This window comes from Nocardioides sp. URHA0020, from assembly GCF_000620705.1.
GTDB lineage: Bacteria > Actinomycetota > Actinomycetes > Propionibacteriales > Nocardioidaceae > Nocardioides.
Genome location: NZ_JIAR01000025.1, coordinates 389,308 through 403,982, shown reverse-complemented (window position 1 = coordinate 403,982; position 14,675 = coordinate 389,308). Strand labels below are relative to the sequence as shown.

The window sequence follows — 14,675 nt, the reverse complement described above, 5'->3', positions numbered from 1 at the left end:
CCCCCCAGCATCGACGGGTGCGCTGACGGGCCCCTAGGCGAACTCCAGGGCGGTGCAGCGCCACCGGTGGTCGGGTGTGCGCTCGAAGCGGGCGGCCAGCGCACGGGAGCGCTCGCCGTACCGCACGTGCGAGCTCACCTCGACGACGTCGCGCGTGACGAAGGACGGGTGGACGCCGAGCACCCGGGGGCGCACCGGCTGGAAGCGGCCCTGACCGGGCTGGTGGCGCCCCGCGCGGGCGACCAGCAGGGCGCGACGCTGCAGGTCCTGGTAGACCTCGCGCGAGCTCCAGCGCAGCAGCTGGGTGACCGGACGGTCGCCGCCGACGATCTCGACGGCGGCCTGGATGTAGCGGCGCGCCCACTCCTCGGTGGCGCGGCGCAGCAGGCCTTCGATCGGCAGCACGTCGGCGATCGGCCCGGACCCGGAGGCCGCCGACGTCCGCGGCGGGTCCTGGCGGGGCTGCAGGTCGAGCGCCAGCGTGCCCTGCACGCTCGCGAGCCGCGTCTCCCGCCGGATCGGGACCACCTCGTGGGGTCGTGCGTCGGTCATGGCAGTACCTCCAGTCGCTGGGCGGGTCGGATGAGGTCGGGGTCCGGGCCGATGGCAGCCCGGTTGACGTCGTAGATCCGGCGCCAGGCGGCCTCGATCTCGGCATCGCCGGCGCCGCGCGGCAACGTGCGGGCGGCGATCGACCAGAGCGAGTCGCCGGGAGCGACCACGACGGTCCGGCGTACCGCCGCGGCAGGGGCGCGAGGGGGAGCGGGAGCCGACGCGGTGGCCCGGTCGGGCAGCGGGAGCCCGGCGACGGCCGACGCCGCGCTCACGACCCGGTCCTCGTGCTGCTGCCCGGGCGTCGCGTGCGCCGGCCCGGTGGCCAGCAGGGCCCCGGTGGCCGCCACGCCGCAGGCCGCGAGCACGATCCGACGCAGCGCTGCGGGCGCTCCCACGGCGCGGGCGCGGCCGGACAGGGCGCCGAGCACGGTGGCCGTCGTGGCCAGCCACAGCCAGCCCGCCGCGACCAGGGCCAGGGCGGCGCAGAGCCGGACCAGGGCCTCGTCGAGCACCGCGCTCGGGCCGGTCGCGACGGTCGGGAGCAGCCACGCCAGGAGCGCGGCGTACGCCACGGCCGCGCCGCCGGCGACTGCGAGGCACCGTGGACGGGACACCTGGTGGGAGCTGTTCATGGCCGAGACCCCAGAACGTTTGCGTTTGCTTGCGTTTACGTAAGGAAACGCCTCTTTGGGCTGACCGTCAACGCCTCCTCCACAGCCCGGCAGCCGTTTGGCACGGTGCCGTTCGCGGGGAGAGTGCGCCCATGGCATGGGAGGAGGAGCTGTTCGCGGTGCTCGACGACCTCGAGCAGCAGGCGGAGGCGCTGTACGACGCCGAGCGCGGCCTCGAGCTCGCCGACCGCTCCCGGTCGGAGTACCAGCAGGTGACGTTCGCGAGCCGGCTGATGGCCTCCGTCGGGCTCGAGGTGGTGCTCGACGTGCGGGGAGCGGGAGCGGTCGTCGGGATGCTGGGGCGGGTGGGGACCGGCTGGTGCCTGGTCAGCGGCAGCGGTCAGGACTGGATCGTGGCCCTCGGGGCCGTCACGGCCGTGCGGGGTGCCTCGGAGCGGTCGGTCCCGGAGGTCGCGTGGTCGCCGGTGACCCGGCTCGGCCTGGGCTCGGCGCTGCGCCGGCTCGCCGACGCGGGGGAGCGGTGCCTCCTCCACCTCGCCGACGGCCGCGTGCTCGACGGCACCGTGCTGCGGGTGGGCGCCGACTTCGTCGAGGCGCGCACCGGCGAGCGCGGCCGGACCGTGCTGGTGCCGTACGACGCGCTGGCGGCCGTGCAGAGTCGCTGACGGCCGGGTGGCTCAGGTCGCGTCGACGTCGTACGGCGGGGCCTCGCCGTCCTCGAGGGGACGCTGACCACGGCGGCTGCGGCGCACGGGGGGCTCGTAGTCGTCGTCGTCCTCCTCCATCGCCTCGGTGATGTGGCGGCGGACGATCTCGCGCGGGTCGAGGTCGCGAAGCTCGAGGTCGGAGTACTCCGGGCCGAGCTCGTCGCGCAGCTCGTCGCGCGCGTTGTTGGCCATCCGGCGCACCTGGCGCGCCATCCGGCCGGCCTGACGGGCCAGGTCGGGCAGCTTGTCAGGACCGAAGACGAAGATGGCGATCACCGCGATGACCGCGAACTCCGGCAGGCCGACTCCGAACACGAAGCAGAACCTACTGGGTCAGAACTTGCTGGTGGGCGTCAGGCCCAGCTGCATCCCGGCGAGTCCGCGGCCACGACCGGCGAGCCGGCCGGCGATGGCGGTGAGCGCCACGGCACCCGGGGCGCTCGGGTCGGAGTCGACGATCGGCTTGCCGACGTCGCCGCCCTCGCGCAGCGAGGTGTCGATCGGGATCTGGCCCAGCACCGGCACGTCGTACCCGAAGCGCTCGGAGAGCGTCGCGGCGACGCGGTCGCCACCGCCGCTGCCGAAGATCTCGAGGCGGTGCTCCGTGCCCTCGGCCGTGCAGTGCGGGCAGGGCAGGAAGCTCATGTTCTCGACGACGCCGACGACGCGCTGGTGCATCATCGAGGCCATCGTGCCGGCGCGCTCGGCGACCTCGGCGGCCGCCTCCTGCGGGGTGGTCACCACGACGACCTCGGCGCCCGGCAGGTGCTGGCCGAGCGAGATCGCGACGTCGCCGGTGCCCGGCGGGAGGTCGAGGAGCAGGACGTCGAGGTCGCCCCAGTAGACGTCGGCCAGCATCTGCACGAGGGCCCGGTCGAGCATCGGGCCGCGCCAGGCGACGACCTGGTCGCGGCGCGGCTTGAGCATCCCGATGGAGATCACCGAGACGCCGCTCGGCGTGGGGACCGGCATGATCAGGTCGTCGACCTGGGTGGGCCGGTAGTCGGCGACGCCCAGCATCGCCGGGACGGAGTGGCCGTAGATGTCGGCGTCCACGATGCCGACCTTGAGGCCGAGCTTGGCCATGGAGAGCGCCAGGTTGACCGTCACCGAGGACTTGCCGACACCGCCCTTGCCGCTGGCGATCGCGAGGACCTTGGTCAGCGAGCCGGGCTGCGCGAACGGGATCTCGCGCTGCGCCTGGCCGCCGCGCAGGGTCTCCTGGAGGCCGGAGCGCTGCTCGGCAGTCATCACGCCGAGCGTCAGGTCGACGCCGGTGATGCCGGGGACGCGGGTGACCGCGGCGGTGACGTCGCGGTTGATGGTGTCCTTGAGCGGACAGCCGGCGACCGTCAGCAGCACGGTGATGCGGGCGGTGCCGTCGGCGTCGACCACGACGGACTCGACCATGCCGAGCTCGGTGATCGGGCGCTTGATCTCGGGATCGTTGACGGTCGCGAGGGCGGCGGTGACCTGCTCGACAGACGGGGTGCTCACGTTGATCGAGTCTACGTCGGCAGGTGGTCCTCAGCCGCCGGGGCGGGGTGACCCTGCCCACGCTCAGGGTCGGCGGCCAGGTCGATGTCGCGGGCGTCCTGCTCGCGCGCCTCCTGGTCGCGGGCGTCGAGCTCACCCAGCAGCGTGCGGAGCTCCGAGCGCAGGAAGTCGCGGGTCGCGACCTCGCCGACGGCCATCCGGAGCGAGGCGACCTCGCGGGCGAGGAACTCCATGTCGGCGTGCCCCCGGGCGTTGGCCTGCCGGTCCTGCTCGGCGATCACCTTGTCGCGCTGCTCCTGGCGGTTCTGCGCGAGCAGGATCAGCGGAGCGGCGTACGACGCCTGCAGGCTCAGCGCCAGGGTCAGGAAGATGAACGGGAACTCGTCGAACTTCCAGTCGCTGGGGGCGAAGGCGTTCCACAGCACCCAGATGACGACGACGCCGGTCATCCACATCAGGAAGCGAGCCGTGCCCATGTAGCGCGCGAACTGCTCGGCGAAGCTGCCGAAGGCGTCGGAGTTGTACGACGGGCGCCGCATCAGCGGCTGCCGGCGGGTGTCCTTGGGGGTGTCCAGGCGCGGGTTGCGGTCCGTCACAGTCCTGCCTCCTGGGGGAGGTCGGTGCCCGAGCGGGCCCGGTCGCGCCAGCCCTCGGGCAGCATGTGGTCGAGCAGGTCGTCGACGGTGACGGCGCCGACCAGGTGGCCGTTCTCGTCCACGACCGGGGCCGCGACCAGGTTGTAGGTCGCCAGGTGCGCGGCGACCTCGTCGATGGTGGCCTCGGGCCGCAGCGTCTCCATGGTGACGTCGAGGGCGCCGGCGACCAGCGTCGACGGAGGCTCGCGCAGCAGCCGCTGGATGTGCGCGACCCCGAGGAACTTGCCGGTGGGGGTCTCCAGCGGCTGGCGGCAGACGTAGACGAGCGCGGCCAGCGCCGGCGTGAGCTCGGGGTTGCGGACGTGCGCCAGGGCGTCGGCGATCGTGGCGTCGGGCCCCAGGATGACCGGCTCCGAGGTCATCATCGCGCCCGCGGTGTTCTCGACGTACGACATCAGGCGGCGGACGTCCTCGGCCTCCTCGGGCTCCATCAGGCTGAGGAGGGTCGCGGCGGTCTCCGGCGGGAGGTCGGCGATCAGGTCGGCCGCGTCGTCCGGCGACATCTCCTCGAGGATGTCGGCGGCGCGCTCGGAGTCGAGGAGCTCGAGGATCTCGACCTGGTCCTCCTCCGGGAGCTCCTCCAGGACGTTGGCGAGGCGCTCGTCGTCGAGCGCGGCGACCACCGCCGTACGCCGCTCCGGCGGCAGGTCGTGCAGCATCGCGGCGGCGTCGGCGGGGCGCATCTCGTTGAGCGCCGCGATCAGGTGGGTCGCGCCCTGCGACTCCTCGCGCCCGATCAGGCCCTCGACGTCGCGCCACTCGACCACGTGGGTCTGGCCGCGCCGGCGCAGCCCCTTGGTGGGCTCCTGGATGGCGACCCGCGACAGCACCCAGTCGCGGTTGCGGGCCTGCTCCATCGCGACGTCGTAGACGGTCCCGCGGGCACCGGTGCTCGGGATCAGCACCGAGCGGTCGAGCATCTGGCCGATCACCAGCGTCTCGGTCGGGCGCTGCTCGAAGCGGCGCATGTTGAGCAGGCCGGTCGTGTAGACCTGCCCGCTGTCGATGTTGGTCACCCGGGTCATCGGCACGAAGATCCGGCGACGGCCGAACACCTCGGCCACCATCCCGAGCACGCGCGGCTGGTGGATCTCGGAGCGGACGGCCACCACGAGGTCGCGAACCTTGCCGACCTGGTCGCCCTGGGGGTCGAAGATCGGCAGCCCGACGAGGCGGGCGACATAGACGCGGGCGGGGGCCGTACTCACGTCCCCAGACGCTACCGTGCCCACCTCGGATGGGCGGGGCGCCGCCCCGACCGCTGAATCGTGGGAACCCGCACGCGGCCGTTAGAATTCGGCGATCGTCCCCGCGGAGGGGTCGCCCCAGGAGGTGTGGAGCTCGGTGGAGACGCCCGATCCGCTTCTCCCGGGCCGCGGCGGCGCCCGTCGGGGCGCACCCGGCCACCGGGGTCGTACGGCGGCCGTGGTCGCGGTCGCCGGGGTGGTGGCCGCCGGTCTCGTGGTCGCGGTCCTCGCCCAGCTCATGTCCGACAGCTCCACCGCCGTCGTCGGCGACGCCGCGCAGGTGGTGAGCGACCCGGCGACGCCCCGGTCCGCGGTCACGCCGTCGACCGCGCCGCAGACGGTCGTCCCGGCCGGCCGGCCGGTCCGCGGCAAGCCGGTCGCCAAGCCCACGAAGAAGAAGAGCAGCAGCGACACCCCCTCGTCGCTGGCCGGTCGCGCCGAGGCGCTCGCCGAGGATCTCGCCGCACCGGCCGCCGGCCCGGTACGGGTGGCGAGCTTCAACATGCTGGGGGCGAGCCACACCCGCGGCAAGCACGGGCGCAAGGGGTTCGCCGACGGCGCGACCCGCGCGCGGCAGGCGGTCACGCTGGTCGACAATCTCAACCTCGACGTCTTCGGCGCCCAGGAGTTCGAGCCGTCGCAGCTGCGGGTCTTCGAGGCGCGACTGCCGCAGTACGCGATGTACCCGGGCACGACCCAGCTCACGGAGTACGAGGGCGCCAACAGCATCGCCTGGGACACCGGCCGGTTCCGGGCGCTCCGCACCGAGACCATCCCGATCCCGTACTTCCACGGCCGGGCGCTGCGGATGCCGTACGTGCTGCTGGAGGAGATCGCGACCGGTCAGCGGATCTGGTTCGCCAACTTCCACAACGCCGCCGACGTGCGGGGCGCCGCGCAGAGGTGGCGCGAGAGCGCGACCGCGATGGAGGCCGACCTGGCCACGCAGCTGGGCGCCGACGGCACTCCGGTGATCATGACCGGTGACTTCAACGAGCGCAAGGCGTTCTTCTGCCGGCTGACCGCCCGGGCTCCCACGATGAGGAGCGCGAGCGGGGCGACCGGTGGTCCGCCGTGCTCGGTGCCGGGCAAGGCCCAGATCGACTGGATCCTCGGGTCCACGCCGGTGCGGTTCGCCAACTACCAGGTGCTCGACGGCGGCGTCATCGACCAGATGACGGACCACCCGGTCATCGTCAGCGACGCGACCTTCGCGCAGCGCTAGCCGTGGGGCGCCAGCCCGGCGTCAGCGCCGGGTGGGGTCGACGAAGACGTTGAAGGTCTGCCGGCTGTCGAACCCGCTGCGCGGGACCTGGGGGAGCCGCAGTGCGCTGGTGACCAGGTTGGCGACGACGCCCGTGCGGATCGGCTGCTTGCCGGAGTACGTCGTACGCCGAGTGCCCGGGTCCTGGTAGCCGCGGTTGAGGGAGTAGAGGCCCGCGTGCGGCACCCGTGGGCCGTGCACGAGCAGCGGCAGGGCGTGGTAGCGCGAGGAGGCCGGGAGCGCCGTGGTGCTGCTGGTCACGATGACGAGGGTGGAGCCCTTCGTCCTGGAGCCCCGGTTGACCTGACGCAGGATCTTGCGCACGCGCAGGTCGGCCGCCCGGAGCGCCCTGAGGTACTGCCTGCTCCCGACGCGCGACTCCTTTGCGGCCTGGGCGGGCCCGCTGAGCTGGACGAAGGTGAGCCCGCTCGGGCGCGTGGCGAGCCGCTTGCGGGCCGCCGCGGACGCGACGCTGTCGCGGCTGCTGACCACGGCGGCCGAGAGCTTGCGCCGCCCGTTGTCGCGACCGTACGGGTCCGCGGCTCCGTGCCGGGCGTTCCACGAGCGGACCAGCAGGCCTGCGCGCGGGTCCCCCGAGTAGAGCGACGTCGTGAGGCCCAGGTCGTGGGCCACGTCGAACACGCTCGACACGTACTGCCCCGCCGCGGCCCGGATGGTCGAGCCGGTGTCCTTGTTGCGCCGGACGCCGTGGCGGGCGACGGTGCGGCCGGTGAGGATGCTGACGGTGTTGGGCAGGGACGCCCGGCTCTCGACGCTCCCGCGGGCGTTCAGCGTCGAGGCACCGGTCTTGCGCAGGTGCGCCAGCGCGGGGGTACGCCGCGCGCTCACGTAGCGGGAGGGCAGGCCCTCGACGTCGATCACGACCACGCGCCGGACGTTCGCGGCGCGGGCCGCCTGGCTGGCGATCGACGCCGCGGCGTACACCAGCGGGTGGTCGGAGGCCTTCTTCACGAGGGTGTCGCGGCGCGAGGTGTAGCCGCTGAACGCGATGTCGCCGGTGCCCATGACCCAGTCGATCAGCACCGGCGTGGCCGGCGTGCAGCTGCCGTCGGGCGGGTTGCCGTGGACACCGCCGCTGGCCGACTCCAGCTCGGTGAGGTAGGTCATCGGGCAGTAGAACTTGTCGCGGTCGTTCATGTCGCCGGTGAGGATCACGGGGACGTGCGGCTGCCGACGGCGCAGGTCGTTGACCAGCGCCGCCTGGATCTGCTCCGACCGGTCGCGCCACTTCTGGGCCGGGCCGCCGACGTCGGCGGGGTTGTGGGTGTTGAGGACCCACACCAGCTGGCCGGTCCGGTTGTTGCGCAGCTGCACCAGGGGGCGCAGCTGCATCTTCCCGTGGAAGTACGGCGACCGGTACGTCGTCGTCACGACGGCCGTCCAGGCGCGCTCGTCCCACGCGATCGTGTTCTGCGTCGCCTGGGTGCCCTGAGCGGCGGTCGGCCACATCCCCCACGTCGGCATCCGCCGGGCGAAGGTGGCGTACTGCGGGGGCTCGAACTCCTGGAACCCGACGAGGTCGACCGCCGACTCGGTGATCGCGCGTGCGGCCCACACCATCCGCTTGCGGCCGTCGGCGTAGCCCTTGCGGTCCCCGCCCGGCTCGGTGTGGCCGAAGCCGAGGACGTTGAAGGTGGCGACGCGGAACGTCGTCGGGGCGGTCGCGTCGGGGGACGCGACGGCAGCGGTGGCCGCCGTCGGAGCGAGCAGCGCGGCGCTGGCGGTGAGCGTGATGACCGCGACGACCGCGCTGAGGAGGGTGGGACGACGGCGTGACATGGCGGCTCTCCGGACGGCGGTGACCGGAGGCACCGGGGCGATGGACCGTCCCATGCTAGGTGACACGGGTGGGATCGGTGAGCCCGCGAGTGACCCATGTGGTGCCCTCAGGAGCGCCGGAAGAGGCCCCGTCGACCGGACCCGCTCGGGCGACCGGCGATCCGGTCCATCGTCGCGGTGACCTCCGCGGCCCCGGCCCGCTCCGGCAGGAACTGCCACTTGTCCTCGCCGCGCAGTGCCTCCAGGAGCGACCGCAGCCGCTCGGACTGCTCCTGGGGGAGCCGCTCGGGCCGGTGGTCGCCGGACAGCGGGTCGACCTCGGTCAGCAGGCCCAGCCGGGACAGGACGTCGACCGGGTCCTGCATGTGCCGCTCGTAGATCGCGGTCAGGAAGTGGGCGGCCTCCTCGGGCGCCAGGTCCTTGGTCACCACCGCCTTGAGAGCGGTGGCCAGCTTCATCCGGTGCTCACCGAAGTTCATCCGCGGACCGGAGCCGATCATGGCCGTCCACTTCCGCACGAACTCCTCGCCGGAGTAGGACTCCAGGTGCAGCATCTCCAGGCCGGGCGAGCGGTGCAGGGGGAGCCGGTCGTCCGCGTGGTCGACCGCCTTGTGGATGCCCAGCCACACGTCCAGCCGGGGCCGGACGCCGACCTTGCCCGCGATGTGGCTCCGGAAGTAGCGGTCGTTGTCGGGCTCGTCCAGCACGCCCAGGGCCTCCAGCAGGAGGAGGTCGGGCTCCTCGAGCAGCCGCTTGAAGAGCCGTGGCTCGCCCGCCGGGCGCAGCTGGCTCACCACCTCGAGGGGGCGGAGGTTCACGGCCGGGGCGTCGGCGGGCACGGCCGCCAGCTCGGCCCGGTCGATCCGGGCGATCTCGTCGGCATCGAGGTGGAAGAGCCACTCCGCGCCCTCGACCCGGGTCAGGACCGCCCGGGCCAGGTTGGCGTTGAGCCGCTGACGCCGGTTCAGCAGCCGCGGGCGCTCACCGTTCCACCACGAGCGGTCGGTGACCACGAGCGTCACGTCGGGCTGGGCGGTCAGCCACGACTCGACCTCGGGATCCGCGGCGTCGAGGAAGACGATCAGGTGGTCGATGCCGCCGGCCAGGTTGCCGGCCACGAACCGCTGGACGTTGGGCAGTGTGTCCTTGAGGGTAGTCACGGTGAGGATCACCCGCGCATCCTAGATAAGGTGCACAGCGTGAGCCCGACGGACGCGCCCCGAGGCTCGGTCACCGCTCTCGAGGTCGATGACGAGGGCCTCCTGGTGCGCGGAGCGGGCGACGGGCCGGTCGACTTCCTCTTCGGCGACCAGCGCGTCGGCTCCTTCTGGCTGCGCCGCGACACCCGGCCCGAGGGCGAGTGGCTGCGCTACCCGTGGCCGGCGACCCTGCGCCGGTTCCTCAACGGCGTCGTGACCGTCACGCTGGCCGACCCGGCGGACGGCACCCGGTGGACGTCGTACGACGCTCGCCTGGGCTCCGGGGAGGGCACCGTGGAGGTGCGCGACGCCCAGGGCCACGCGCTGGCCCTGGACAAGAGCAACCGGCTGACCCGGCTCTTCGGCGACCGGGACGCTGCCCAGCTCGAGCCGCTCCTCGACGCGCTCGAGGTGGTGATCGGGGCGCTGGAGAAGGCCGGGGTCGAGCCGTTCCTGGCGTACGGCACGCTGCTCGGCGCCGTGCGCGACCAGGACTTCATCGGGCACGACTCCGATGCCGACGTCGGCTACGTCAGCCGCTTCGAGTTCCCGGTCGACGTGGTCCGCGAGTCCTACGCGCTGCAGCGGCGGCTGCGCGAGATGGGCTTCCGGGTCCAGCGCTACAGCGGGCTCGGGCTGAAGGTCATCCTCGAGGAGCCGGGCGGCACCTCGCGGGGGCTCGACGTGTTCGGCGGGTTCTCCCGCGACGGCATGCTCTACCTGATGGGCGAGGTCGGGCACCCGTTCCGCGACGAGTGGCTCCACCCGCGGACGAGCGCGACCCTCGCCGGGCGCGAGTTCCCCGTGCCGGCCCGGCCCGAGCACCTGCTCGAGGCGATGTACGGCGAGAGCTGGCGGCTGCCGGACCCGGCCTTCAAGTTCGTCACCCCGGTGAGCACCCAGCGGCGCCTCAACGGCTGGTTCCGCGGCGCCCGCGTCGGCCTCGACGACCGGTGGGCGCGCAGCCGCGCCGGGACGCTGCCGCCCGAGCGCACCGGACCGAGCGAGCTCGTGCGCTGGGTGGCGGGTCAGGAGCCGGTGCTCGGCACGGTGGTCGACGTCGGCTGCGGTCGCGGCAGCGACGCGCTGTGGCTCGCCGCCCAGGGTGCGCGCACCGTGGGGCTCGACTACTTCCCGCCCGACCTGCGCCGCGCCGTACGCCGGGCCGAGCGCCGCGGCGTCGAGGTCCGGTTCGAGTGGATGAACCTCGGCGAGCTCCGCTCGGTGCTCGGCGCCGGCACCTGGCTGGCGCGCGAGGAGGGACCGCGGATCATGCTCGCGCACCACCTCGTCGACGCGACCGACCGTCGCGGCCGGGCCAACCTGGTGCGGCTCGCGAAGATGGTGACCCGGTCCTCGGGGAGGCTCTACGTCCAGGCCTACACCGCGCCGACGGAGCTGTCCGGCCGCCTGGGCCTGGACCCGGTCGACGCGGAGCAGCTGAGCGAGCTGGTCGTGTCGAGCGGCGGCCGGGTCGAGCAGGTGGTCGAGCTCGGCGAGCGCGAGGCCGGGATGGGGGAGGCGCCACCCGGCGGCCCCCCCGTGATCTGCAGAATGGTGGCGTCATGGACCCGTTGAAGAGGCTGCTCACCCGGCGCCGGTCGCTCAGTGAGCGGGTGCGGGTCTTGGAGTCCGAGATCCAGGAGTGCCGGCAGCTGAACGTCCGGCTCGCCGAGCTGTGCGACGTGGTGACCGAGCTGCTGCTGCCCGCGGCGGACCGGGACGAGGCCGCGCTGACCGAGGTGCTCGAGCGCTACCGCGCCGACATCGGGGACCCGCTCGCCCGCTGAGCGTCGGGCGGCGCGTCACGGCCGGTGGCAGTACCAGACCACGCCGGCGTCCGAGATCCGCGACGTGCAGCCCGCACGCTCCTCGACCCCGCGCAGGGTGGCGGTCGCTGTGATCAGCGGGTGGTCGGTCAGGTGACGGCGCTCCGGGCCGGAGTCGCTGCGGTAGTGCGAGAAGCGCAGCGCGCGGGTGCCGAAGATCCAGTCGATCTCCGGCGACGCCGGGAGACGGCAGTGCCCGTCGACGACCGCGGCACCGTCGGCCGAGTGCATGCCGGTCCGCCCGGTGAGCTCGCAGGCGAACCCGCCCCGGGCGTTCATGTCGCCGGTCACGACCACCGGGACGCCGGTCCGGCCGAGCTTGGCGACGAGCTCCGCCTCGATCACCACCGCCTGGTCGCGCCACCGTCGGGCCGGGCCGCCGACGTCCGCAGGGTTGTGGAAGTTCGCGAACCACACCAGGCGGCCCGAGCTCCGGTGCCGGAGCAGCACCTGCGGCATCCGCACCAGGTGGCCGTGGAAGTACGGCACCAGCTTGGTGCGCTTGCGCACCAGGGCCCACACGTCGGTGCGCCAGATGATCGAGTTGTCCGAGCGGGACCGGCCCAGGGAGGTGCCCGGGAAGACGGCGTAGCGGTCGCCGACGAGCTCGCGGAACCGCCGTGCCTGGGGCCACTGGAACTCCTGCAGGCCGGCGACGGTCACGCGGGCCCGCTCCAGCGCGCGCAGCTCGCCGGGGAGCCGCTGATCGGCGTCGGGGTAGTCCTTGCGGCGGTCCGGCCCCTGGGTGTGGGTGGCGCCGAGGAGGTTGAAGGACGCCAGCCGGAACTGCGCCGGCCGCCAGCTGGACGGCGGCACCCGCTGCAGGCCCTCGCGCGCCATCTCCCGGTCGAGCGTCGCCACGGACGGGTAGCCGGAGGCCGTCGGGGACGGGGGCTCGGTCGGGCCGGTCGACGGGCTGCTCGTCGGGCTGGTCGACGGGCTGCTCGTCGGGCTGGAGGTCTGGCCCGGCGGGCCCGCCGCGGGCTCCGACGTCGTGCACCCCGAGGCCACGAGCAGGAGAGCCACCAGGGCCGGGGCGGCCCAGCGACGGGGGCCGGGTGCGTGCGAGCGCCGTGCCACTGGCCCAGTCCTCTGTGTCGTCGCGGGTCGGTCCGGGGAATGGTACCCAGCGTCACACCGGGCGGGCCTGCGTCCTTCGTTACCAGCCGGTAGTGTCCGGAGGGTCCGCCACTCTTCGACACTCCAGGAGCACCGATGGGTCGCCTCGCCGAGACCGATGACCTGACCGACGACCAGGCCGAGATCCTCAAGGCGGTCCGCACCTTCGTCGAGAAGGAGATCATCCCCGCGGCCCAGGCGCTGGAGCACGCCGACAAGTACCCCACGGAGATCGTCGAGGGTCTCAAGGAGCTCGGGATCTTCGGGCTGATGATCCCGGAGGAGTACGGCGGGCTGGGCGAGTCGCTGCTGACCTACGCGCTGTGCGTCGAGGAGATCGCGCGCGGCTGGATGAGCGTCTCCGGCGTCATCAACACCCACTTCATCGTGGCCTACATGCTGATGAAGCACGGCACCGAGGAGCAGAAGCAGAAGTACCTGCCGCGGATGGCCACCGGCGAGGTCCGCGGCGCGTTCTCGATGTCCGAGCCGGGCCTGGGCTCCGACGTCTCGGCGATCTCGACCAAGGCGACCAGGGCCGACGACGGCTCCTACTCGATCACCGGCCAGAAGATGTGGCTGACCAACGGCGGCTCCTCCACGCTCGTGGCGGTGCTGGTGAAGACCGACGAGGGCCATGACGACTCGGTGTCGGTCTACAAGCGGATGACGACCTTCCTGGTGGAGAAGGAGCCCGGCTTCGGCGAGACCGCCCAGGGCGTCACCGTGCCCGGCAAGATCGACAAGATGGGCTACAAGGGCATCGACACCACGGAGATGATCTTCGAGGGCCACCAGATCGCGGCCGAGCAGATCCTCGGCGGCGAGCCCGGTCAGGGCTTCTACCAGATGATGGACGGCGTCGAGGTCGGCCGCGTCAACGTCGCGGCCCGCGCCTGCGGCATCGCGCTGCGGGCCTTCGAGCTCGGCGCGGCGTACTCCCAGCAGCGCCACACCTTCGGCAAGCAGATCGCCGACCACCAGGCCATCCTCTTCCGCCTCGCGGAGATGGCCACCAAGGTGGAGGTCGCCCACACGATGATGGTGCGCGCGGCCCGCAAGAAGGACGCCGGCGAGCGCAACGACGTCGAGGCCGGGATGGCCAAGATGGTCGCCTCGGAGTACTGCAACGAGGTCGTCCAGGACTCCTTCCGGATCCACGGTGGCTACGGGTACTCCAAGGAGTACGAGATCGAGCGGCTCTACCGCGAGGCGGCCTTCATGCTGATCGGTGAGGGCACCTCCGACATCCAGAAGATGATCATCGGCCGCAGCCTGCTCAAGACCTACGCGGTCAAGTCCTGAGGCGGTCGACGCCCTGTGCGTCCTCGTGCGAAGGTGGGTCCATGACCGACTCGCATGCCAACGACGACCTCAAGGCCAAGATGCGCGAGGCACTGGACCGCAAGAGCTCCCGGGAGAAGGGCGTCCACCAGGACGGTCCGCTCCAGGAGAAGGCCCACGGCTCCGAGGTCTCGGACAACGCGCCGAAGATGCACCGCAGGAAGGCCGGCGGCGGGGGCTCGTGACATTACCCACGCGTAGCAACGGGTGCGCAACGTCGCGCTGACCGGCACCATGGGCGCCATGCAGTTCGGACGCAGCTACGAGGAGTTCGAGGTCGGCGCGACCTACAAGCACTGGCCCGGCAAGACGGTGACCGAGTACGACGACCACCTGTTCTGCCTGCTCACCATGAACCACCACCCGTTGCACCTCGACGCCAACTACGCCGAGGAGACGACGCAGTTCGGCAAGAACGTCGTCGTGGGCAACTACGTCTACTCGATCCTGCTCGGCATGAGCGTCGCGGACATCTCCGGCAAGGCGATCGCCAACCTGGAGGTGGAGTCGCTGCGCCACGTCGCCCCGACCTTCCACGGTGACACGCTGTACGGCGAGACCACCGTGCTCGGCAAGACCGAGAGCAGGTCCAAGGACGACCGCGGCGTCGTCCACGTTGAGACCATCGGCTACAACCAGGACGGCACGATCGTCTGCATCTTCCGCCGCAAGGTGATGGTGCCGAAGGCGAGCTACCTCGAGGCCCGCGGCGGCGAGCAGCCGGGCCGCCCGGTGCCGCAGCCGGACAAGCACTGGAGCGGTCCCGGACCCAGCTAGGACGTCCCGGGACGGCCGCGGCCCCAGCGGCGCAGCTGTGCCGAGCCCG

Annotated in this window: 16 protein-coding genes; 7 read left to right on the top strand and 9 right to left on the bottom strand. The window is 72.7% G+C overall.

Features of this window, described 5'->3' with window-relative positions:
- Positions 1 to 33: 33 nt before the first annotated feature.
- Positions 34 to 552: an Rv3235 family protein gene (locus N542_RS0102285; protein ID WP_028642547.1), complete on the bottom strand. Its 519-nt coding sequence runs from the start codon at positions 550 to 552 to the stop codon at positions 34 to 36.
- Entirely contained in the window at positions 549 to 1,187 is a 639-nt protein-coding gene (locus N542_RS26290) for a LysM peptidoglycan-binding domain-containing protein (RefSeq protein ID WP_051551296.1), read from the bottom strand. The genes N542_RS0102285 and N542_RS26290 overlap by 4 nt, the downstream gene beginning before the upstream one ends.
- Before the next feature lie 131 nt (positions 1,188 to 1,318).
- Here N542_RS26290 and N542_RS0102275 point away from each other — a divergent pair, with 131 nt between their 5' ends.
- Positions 1,319 to 1,852: a hypothetical protein gene (locus tag N542_RS0102275; RefSeq protein WP_028642546.1), complete on the top strand. Its 534-nt coding sequence runs from the start codon at positions 1,319 to 1,321 to the stop codon at positions 1,850 to 1,852.
- Positions 1,853 to 1,864: 12 nt separating this feature from the next.
- Here N542_RS0102275 and N542_RS0102270 read toward each other — a convergent pair whose 3' ends face one another.
- Genes N542_RS0102270 through N542_RS0102255 form a run of 4 tightly spaced genes read right to left on the bottom strand, consistent with a single transcriptional unit; the run spans position 1,865 to position 5,255 of the window.
- Complete coding sequence (locus N542_RS0102270; protein WP_028642545.1) at positions 1,865 to 2,209, bottom strand: sec-independent translocase; 345 nt, start codon at positions 2,207 to 2,209, stop codon at positions 1,865 to 1,867.
- Positions 2,210 to 2,227: 18 nt separating this feature from the next.
- Positions 2,228 to 3,391 carry an Mrp/NBP35 family ATP-binding protein gene (locus N542_RS0102265; RefSeq protein WP_028642544.1) on the bottom strand — a complete coding sequence of 388 codons (1,164 nt, stop codon included), beginning with the start codon at positions 3,389 to 3,391 and terminating at the stop codon, positions 2,228 to 2,230.
- Positions 3,392 to 3,402: 11 nt separating this feature from the next.
- Positions 3,403 to 3,930: a DUF1003 domain-containing protein gene (locus N542_RS22990; RefSeq protein ID WP_081794984.1), complete on the bottom strand. Its 528-nt coding sequence runs from the start codon at positions 3,928 to 3,930 to the stop codon at positions 3,403 to 3,405.
- 53 nt (positions 3,931 to 3,983) lie between these two features.
- Positions 3,984 to 5,255, bottom strand: coding sequence for a magnesium transporter MgtE N-terminal domain-containing protein (locus tag N542_RS0102255; RefSeq protein ID WP_028642543.1), 1,272 nt, complete (start codon positions 5,253 to 5,255; stop codon positions 3,984 to 3,986).
- 136 nt (positions 5,256 to 5,391) lie between these two features.
- Here N542_RS0102255 and N542_RS0102250 point away from each other — a divergent pair, with 136 nt between their 5' ends.
- Positions 5,392 to 6,519, top strand: coding sequence for an endonuclease/exonuclease/phosphatase family protein (locus N542_RS0102250; RefSeq protein ID WP_155992823.1), 1,128 nt, complete (start codon positions 5,392 to 5,394; stop codon positions 6,517 to 6,519).
- A gap of 21 nt (positions 6,520 to 6,540) precedes the next feature.
- Here N542_RS0102250 and N542_RS0102245 read toward each other — a convergent pair whose 3' ends face one another.
- Positions 6,541 to 8,358, bottom strand: a complete 1,818-nt coding sequence (locus N542_RS0102245; protein WP_028642541.1) for an alkaline phosphatase family protein — start codon at positions 8,356 to 8,358, stop codon at positions 6,541 to 6,543.
- A gap of 107 nt (positions 8,359 to 8,465) precedes the next feature.
- Positions 8,466 to 9,530, bottom strand: a complete 1,065-nt coding sequence (locus N542_RS0102240; protein WP_028642540.1) for a glycosyltransferase family 2 protein — start codon at positions 9,528 to 9,530, stop codon at positions 8,466 to 8,468.
- A gap of 27 nt (positions 9,531 to 9,557) precedes the next feature.
- On the opposite strand from N542_RS0102240, the gene N542_RS26285 reads away from it, so the two are divergent.
- A complete protein-coding gene (locus tag N542_RS26285) occupies positions 9,558 to 11,135 on the top strand; it encodes a class I SAM-dependent methyltransferase (RefSeq protein WP_051551295.1) in 1,578 nt (525 codons plus the stop codon).
- The gene (locus tag N542_RS0102225) at positions 11,123 to 11,347 is read left to right on the top strand and encodes a DUF6752 domain-containing protein (RefSeq protein ID WP_155992822.1); all 225 of its coding nucleotides are present in this window, start codon (positions 11,123 to 11,125) and stop codon (positions 11,345 to 11,347) included. Before N542_RS26285 ends, N542_RS0102225 begins: the two co-directional genes overlap by 13 nt.
- A 15-nt stretch (positions 11,348 to 11,362) precedes the next feature.
- On the opposite strand, the gene N542_RS27740 is transcribed toward N542_RS0102225, so the two are convergent.
- Positions 11,363 to 12,466, bottom strand: a complete 1,104-nt coding sequence (locus N542_RS27740) for an endonuclease/exonuclease/phosphatase family protein (RefSeq protein ID WP_036505973.1) — start codon at positions 12,464 to 12,466, stop codon at positions 11,363 to 11,365.
- A 135-nt stretch (positions 12,467 to 12,601) separates the two neighbouring features.
- Here N542_RS27740 and N542_RS0102215 point away from each other — a divergent pair, with 135 nt between their 5' ends.
- From N542_RS0102215 to N542_RS0102205, 3 genes are read left to right on the top strand one after another with little or no spacing between them, the layout of a single operon-like run.
- Positions 12,602 to 13,810 (top strand): acyl-CoA dehydrogenase family protein, encoded by a 1,209-nt coding sequence (locus N542_RS0102215; protein WP_028642537.1) that lies wholly within the window; start codon positions 12,602 to 12,604, stop codon positions 13,808 to 13,810.
- 41 nt (positions 13,811 to 13,851) lie between these two features.
- A complete protein-coding gene (locus tag N542_RS0102210) occupies positions 13,852 to 14,034 on the top strand; it encodes a DUF5302 domain-containing protein (RefSeq protein WP_028642536.1) in 183 nt (60 codons plus the stop codon).
- A 58-nt stretch (positions 14,035 to 14,092) separates the two neighbouring features.
- Positions 14,093 to 14,626, top strand: a complete 534-nt coding sequence (locus N542_RS0102205; protein ID WP_036506105.1) for a MaoC family dehydratase — start codon at positions 14,093 to 14,095, stop codon at positions 14,624 to 14,626.
- Positions 14,627 to 14,675 lie beyond the last annotated feature (49 nt).

Excerpts from the sequence above, each read along its gene's own strand:
- N542_RS0102205 (WP_036506105.1), top strand. The coding sequence starts at position 14,093 with ATGCAGTTCGGACGCAGCTACGAGGAGTTCGAGGTCGGCGCGACCTAC.
- N542_RS0102210 (WP_028642536.1), top strand. The coding sequence starts at position 13,852 with ATGACCGACTCGCATGCCAACGACGACCTCAAGGCCAAGATGCGCGAG.
- N542_RS0102215 (WP_028642537.1), top strand. The coding sequence starts at position 12,602 with ATGGGTCGCCTCGCCGAGACCGATGACCTGACCGACGACCAGGCCGAG.
- N542_RS26290 (WP_051551296.1), bottom strand. The coding sequence starts at position 1,187 with ATGAACAGCTCCCACCAGGTGTCCCGTCCACGGTGCCTCGCAGTCGCC.
- N542_RS22990 (WP_081794984.1), bottom strand. The coding sequence starts at position 3,930 with ATGCGGCGCCCGTCGTACAACTCCGACGCCTTCGGCAGCTTCGCCGAG.
- N542_RS0102245 (WP_028642541.1), bottom strand. The coding sequence starts at position 8,358 with ATGTCACGCCGTCGTCCCACCCTCCTCAGCGCGGTCGTCGCGGTCATC.
- N542_RS0102225 (WP_155992822.1), top strand. The coding sequence starts at position 11,123 with ATGGACCCGTTGAAGAGGCTGCTCACCCGGCGCCGGTCGCTCAGTGAG.
- N542_RS0102285 (WP_028642547.1), bottom strand. The coding sequence starts at position 552 with ATGACCGACGCACGACCCCACGAGGTGGTCCCGATCCGGCGGGAGACG.
- N542_RS0102275 (WP_028642546.1), top strand. The coding sequence starts at position 1,319 with ATGGCATGGGAGGAGGAGCTGTTCGCGGTGCTCGACGACCTCGAGCAG.